Here is a 5,483-nt window from a genome sequence, read left to right as displayed (position 1 = left end):
GCCGTCCGCGCAGGACAGCGCGAGATGCAGCACCCCCTGCGTCGCCAGGGTGACTCCGATCGTGGTGACCGGGGCGCGGCGGCGTCGCGCGAGCGGCCAGGCCGCCGAGAACTGCGCCACGGTCAGCACGGTCATCAGCCGCCAGGGCACCGTGCCTTCGGCGACCGCGTGGTGGCCGAAGACCGCGAGGACGGTGCCGAGCGCGGCGAACAGCCCGGCCCGCGCGCAGGTCCCCGCGTGGTCGGCCCGTTCTGCTCCGGCGCTTCCGCGGACTCCGCTCACGTGATCAGACGGCACGGTCGCCCGTCGTCCTCGTCGGCGACCCTGCGGCCGGCACCTGCGTTCACCTCGACGTATACGTCTGACCAGGCGGTCCTGTTCACCTGCTTGCGACTCCCCGACGAATCCCTGGGCGGACAAACCGCTGCGGAACGTCCGGCGGGCGTTGATCAGTTCCTCGAACCGCTGCCATGAGTTTTGTAGAAAGCCCTTCCATCGCCGTTTCGGCTTGCCACTCTCTTCCTGCACCCGCGGATGTCATGTCCGCAACCACCGAACCGCCGATGGGATCTCCCATGCCTCGAACCAGCAGGACCTCCCGGCTCGTCAGAGCCACGACCGTCGCGGGCAGCGCCCTCGCCCTCACGGTCGCCCTGTCGGGCAGCGCTTCTGCAGGCGTGCTGCAGAACCTCCCCGAGAACGCCACGGCGTTCCAGACGTTCTTCGAGCCCGTGTACGACTACGACACGGACTCGTGCTACCCCGCCGCCGCCGTCGACCCGGCCGGCAATCTCAACGGCGGCCTGAAGCCGACCGGTTCCGTCACCGGACAGTGCCGCGGCGGCCACCTCGACCACGCCAACACCTACTCGCGGGCCAAGTGCAACAACGGCTGGTGCGGGATCATCTACGCCAGCTACTTCGAGAAGGACGAGGCCTCGCCCGGCATTGGCCACCGCCACGACTGGGAGTGCATGGTCGTCTGGGTCGTCCAGGGCGCGAACACGCCGTCGTACCTGTCCGCCTCCCGGCACGGCGGGTTCAGCACGCACCCGATCGCCGACGTCCCGATGAGCGGCCAGCGCGTCATGGCCGTCTACCACAAGGACGGCGCCAGCACCCATGCCTTCCGCTTCGCCAAGTGGGGCGAGACGGCGGAGAACGACACCGGCGCCTGGCACCAGGAGAACCTGCTCACCTGGGACAACCTGGCGCCCAACGTGCGCAACGTGCTGAACGGCTCCGACTGGGGCGACGCCAATCTCCCCCTCCAGGACTCCAAGTTCAACGACACCCTCAACAAGGCCAAGCCGTCCGGGATCCCCTTCGCCCCGTACGCCTGACGCCCACAAGGCGCGGCCCTCACGCATTCCCCGAAGCGGAGCCGGCCCACCGGCCCGGCCCCCCCGCCGCCACGACGATCAGCCGCCCCCCACACGCCGGGGCGGCTGATCCGGGACGGACGCCGCCGAATGTCACGCACGTCGCCGTGCGGAGCGGACACCTCGTGCCGAACGGACGTCGCCTGGCCGGGCGAACGACCTGAGCGGACGACCGCGCCCGCCGCCGGTCAGAAGCTGCCGTAGTTGACCTGCCAGGTCGGCAGGCCCATCCGGCGCCACACCGCGACGACGCGATCCCGGTCGTCGAGGGAGACCCGCACCGCGAACCGGTGACGCACATGCCGGTCGAACAGCTCCGCCTTCACCACGTCGTCACGGCGGCCGTCGCCCGCGGCACGCATCCACAGCTCGTCGTACGGAACCTCGTGCGTGCGCAGCCACGCCTCCGTCCGCTCGCGGTGCTCCTCACCGCGGCCCGAGAGCAGGACGACGACATCGCCGTCGGCGCCCCGGAAGGAACGCAGCGCACCGCGCACCGACACGTTGAGCAGGTCCTCCTCGCACCGGGTGAAGTCGAACGGGCCGCGGGCGCCCCGCAGGGCGAGCGTGCCGTCGATGTCGCACATGACGGCCGAGGGGAGGGCCGGGTCCGCGACGTACGGCTCGACGGACGGCTCGTCGTTGAGCCACTCCGCGGTGAGCCGCCAGCCGCCCCGCCTCGCCACGCCGTGCTTGTGGGCGAGGAGGCGGATGATCTCCTCGCCGACCGCCCGCTCCCGCTCGGCGTCGCGCCGGATGCACTCCTCCACCGGCACGTCGGTGAAGTCGTGCACGACGAAGGCGGCCTGTCCCGCCACGGCGGCCTTCAGCCGCTTCGGGATGTGCGGAGTCATGTGCGTGTTGTCCACCACGACGTCGAAACCGCCGTCGACGGCCGCGCGCACCGCCGCGTCCTGGATCGCCAGCACGGTCTGCTCGTGCGCGTGCGACCGGCCGCGCTCGGGCGCCGGGACGTCGAGCATCGCCCGCAGGTCGTCGAGGTTGACCCGACGCATCCGGCCCTCGGACTCCGCCTGCATCCTGCGCGCGGCGGTCGTCTTCCCCGAGGCCGGAAGCCCCGTCATGACGTGTACTACGGGCACGGTCAGTTCTCCTCGTCGGTCTTGAACGGGTCGGACGCCTCCGGCCGGGTGGAACGGTACGTCACCAGCTCGGTCGGGCGCCCGTCCAGGCGCAGGAACATCGCAGGCCGCAGCGCCGCGTCGGGCAGTGCGCCCACGGCGCGGGCGAAGGCCCCCCGGTCGCCGGCGAGCGGGGCGAGGGACCGGAACGCCTCGTCGATCGCCCGCTCACGGTCGTCCACCTGCTTGTCGATCCCCGCGACGACACCGCGCACCCAGCCGTCGAACTCGTCGGGCACCTGCTCCAGCAGCGCGTCCAGCGGCCGTCCCCCGGAAGCGGCGACGTCCTCGGCCGAGCAGCCGAGTGCCTGCGCCACCTGCTTGGCGGGCAGCCCCGCGAACCGCTGGATGCCGTGACCGCGCCAGACGTCCCGCTCGGTCACGCCGGTGAGGACCTTGTGGAGCCGGACGTACTCGGCCAGCTTGGCCTTGGCCCGCACCCCCGAGGCGAAGCGCAGCACGAACCCCTCGGCCTCGGTGCCGGTGGCCGACCGGCCGCCGGGCAGCCGGTTGTCCTCGGCCAGGGCCAGCAGCTCGCCGAGCGGCATCGCGGGCCACACGGTGACGACCGACCCGATGTCGCCCCAGTGCGTCTCGGCCTCGGCCAGGGCGACTTCCGTGCCGTCCTTGGCGAACGCGGCCAGCAGCACCAGGTCACGGCGCTCGCCGTAGTCGACGACGATGCGGTTCTGCGGGTACAGGACCTCGGCCAGGTAGGTGACTCCGGGAAGCAGGCGGGAGGTGTCCTTGCCGTCGAGCAGACGCTGCGCCCAGGTGGCCTGGGTGCTGATGAACGAGCCCTTGGACGCGACCCGCCACCGGCCCGCGTAGTGGAAGACCACCGCGAGACTGCCGTCGACCTTCTCGTACACCTCGAACGGCTCGTCCGGGAGCTCGGGCGCGTAGGGCTGACGGGCCGTGTGCTCACCGACGTTGAAGAACTTGGGCAGCGGCAGCGCGACGATCTCGCCGGTGACGTCGTCGGCGACCAGGCCCCGACAGCGGGTCGTCACCCGGTTCCACAGCCGCTCGTACTGGCACACCCGTGTGTACGTGTATATGGACAGCGGCAGTTCCGGGTGCGCTTTGCGCGTGACGTGCCCTGCGTCGAGCGCGGCCGCCAACTCCTGCGGCGGCAGCAGCTCGTGAAGAGTCAGGTTGACCTGGCTCATGGTTGTTCCTCCCCTTGCCGGTGCCTGATTGTCGCGCCGGGGAAGGGTGGGTGACCAGCCATTTAGGTTCGGGACACGGGATGTGGCGAAACAAGCGGTCACTGGCACGATCGGGGCCCTCGGCCAGGCTCGTGAAGGGGGTGTGGCGGCCTTCCAGGGGCTGTGGGACGCGACTTCGGGTATGCCGCGCACTGTTCGGGTCGGTCACCCTCGCACAGGGCCCCCACCGGCCGTCTGCGGCTTCGCCAAAGGGGCTCTGACCTGGTGTTTTTCAAGAATTCTCGTAGGCTGGGGCCGTCTGTCGGACAGTCACGGGAGGGGCTCTGATGAGTGCGGAAGACCTGAGGTACGACGCTGCCCGTATCGAGGTGCTCGAAGGCGTGGACGCCGTGCGGAGGCGACCGGGGATGTGGGTCGGATCGACCGGCGAACGCGGGCTGTATCAGATGGTGTACGAGGCGGTGGGGCGGGCGGTGAACGCGGTCCTGGCCTCCGGGGGCGGCCGCGTCGACGTCACCCTCACTTCCGACGGCGGTGTGATCGTGGAGGACGACGGGCCGGGTTCTCCCTTCGAGGCCGACGGGTCCGAGGGCGCCGACGGTCCGGGCCTGGAAGCGCTGCTTACCGCAGTTCAGGCCGGGCCGGAGCCTGTCGGCCGCCAACTCGCTCACGTGGGCCAGTTCCACGTGGGTCTGATCGTCGTCAACGCCCTGTCGAGCCGGCTCACGGCCGAGGCCCGGTGCGAGGGCGTGCACCGGGCACAGGAATACGCCCATGGCGTCGCTCTCGCCCCGCCCGCCACCGTGGGATCCACGACCAGGACGGGCACGACCATCGCCTTCTGGCCCGACGCGGAGATCTTCGAGACGACCCGGTGCTCGTTCGCCGTCCTGGCGGAGCGCCTGCGGCAAGTGGCCTTCCTCCACCGCGGCCTGGAGATGTCACTGACCGACCACCGACCGGACGGAGGGACGCGCGAAGTGCGCTTCCGATTCCCCGACGGGGTAAGGGACTTCGTGGCCGCCCTCGACGCGGAGGCCGGCAGTCGTTGCGCCGAGGACGTCGTCGCCTTCGAGCGGGAGGATCCGCGGATGGCGGGGACGATGGAGGTGGCCCTGCTGTGGTACGGCCGCGACGACCGCCTGCGCGGCTTCGCGAACGGCCGACGCACGTTCGAGGGCGGCACGCACCTGGACGGCTTCCGCGACGGGCTGGCGACGGCGGTCACGGAGTACGGACGCGACCGCGGGCTGTTGACGGCGGCCGCCCTCGACGCCGGAGCCGACGGGATCCTGGAAGACGTCACGGCCGTCGTCTCGGTGAAGCTGGACCACCCCGAGTTCCTGGGCGCCACCCGTACGCTCCTGGGCGGCGCGGAGGTGCGCGCCTGCGTCCGCGAGGCCGCCCGGGATCATGTCGGCGCCTGGCTCGTCGAGCACCCGGAGGACGCCGCGCGGATCGTCGACCGGATCAACCGGCGCGCCGACCGGGACTGAGGAGCGGCTGAACGTCCCACCGGCGTCACCCGGAGCCGGCGCTCACCATCCCGGGCGCTCTCCGTGCTGACGCAGCGTCCACTCGGCGTGAAGCCGTCGGTAGGCGGCCTCCCGCTCCTCGAACAGCCTCTTCACGGTGGAGTCGGACCGCGCGAGATGGTCGAGGGCTTCCTGGCCGAACACGGCCATGGCACGCGCGGCTTCGTCCGGCGTGTAGGGCTCGGTGCGTCCGGCTGGGTCCATGGCCGCCCAGCACGCCCGGGCCTCGGGGCGCGCGCGGGGGCCGCGGGG

Annotated in this window: 5 protein-coding genes and 1 pseudogene; 2 read left to right on the top strand and 4 right to left on the bottom strand. The window is 71.5% G+C overall.

Annotation, left to right across the window (positions count from 1 at the left end):
• Positions 1–282 (bottom strand): annotated as a pseudogene (locus ABT300_RS40835) (hypothetical protein); the annotation flags it as partial.
• Positions 283–575: 293 nt separating this feature from the next.
• On the opposite strand from ABT300_RS40835, the gene ABT300_RS40830 reads away from it, so the two are divergent.
• Positions 576–1,343, top strand: a complete 768-nt coding sequence (locus ABT300_RS40830; protein WP_351687304.1) for an NPP1 family protein — start codon at positions 576–578, stop codon at positions 1,341–1,343.
• Between the two features lie 227 nt (positions 1,344–1,570).
• Here the strand turns inward: ABT300_RS40830 and ABT300_RS40825 are convergent, their stop codons facing one another.
• On the bottom strand, positions 1,571–2,485 hold the full coding sequence (locus ABT300_RS40825; RefSeq protein WP_351687301.1) for a phosphatase domain-containing protein: 915 nt from the start codon (positions 2,483–2,485) through the stop codon (positions 1,571–1,573).
• 2 nt (positions 2,486–2,487) lie between these two features.
• Complete coding sequence (locus ABT300_RS40820) at positions 2,488–3,696, bottom strand: T4 RnlA family RNA ligase (protein ID WP_351687299.1); 1,209 nt, start codon at positions 3,694–3,696, stop codon at positions 2,488–2,490.
• A 326-nt stretch (positions 3,697–4,022) separates the two neighbouring features.
• On the opposite strand from ABT300_RS40820, the gene ABT300_RS40815 reads away from it, so the two are divergent.
• Positions 4,023–5,192 (top strand): DNA gyrase subunit B, encoded by a 1,170-nt coding sequence (locus ABT300_RS40815; RefSeq protein WP_351687296.1) that lies wholly within the window; start codon positions 4,023–4,025, stop codon positions 5,190–5,192.
• 42 nt (positions 5,193–5,234) lie between these two features.
• On the opposite strand, the gene ABT300_RS40810 is transcribed toward ABT300_RS40815, so the two are convergent.
• Positions 5,235–5,483: hypothetical protein (locus ABT300_RS40810; protein WP_351687293.1), on the bottom strand; the 249-nt coding region annotated here is incomplete at its 5' end.

Source organism: Streptomyces sp. NPDC001027 (assembly GCF_040299045.1).
GTDB lineage: Bacteria > Actinomycetota > Actinomycetes > Streptomycetales > Streptomycetaceae > Streptomyces.
This window is presented reverse-complemented; position numbering and strand designations above follow the sequence as displayed.

What these genes read in the sequence shown, in the direction of transcription:
- ABT300_RS40830 (WP_351687304.1), top strand. Translation starts at nt 576, where the DNA reads ATGCCTCGAACCAGCAGGACCTCCCGGCTCGTCAGAGCCACGACCGTC.
- ABT300_RS40820 (WP_351687299.1), bottom strand. Translation starts at nt 3,696, where the DNA reads ATGAGCCAGGTCAACCTGACTCTTCACGAGCTGCTGCCGCCGCAGGAG.
- ABT300_RS40815 (WP_351687296.1), top strand. Translation starts at nt 4,023, where the DNA reads ATGAGTGCGGAAGACCTGAGGTACGACGCTGCCCGTATCGAGGTGCTC.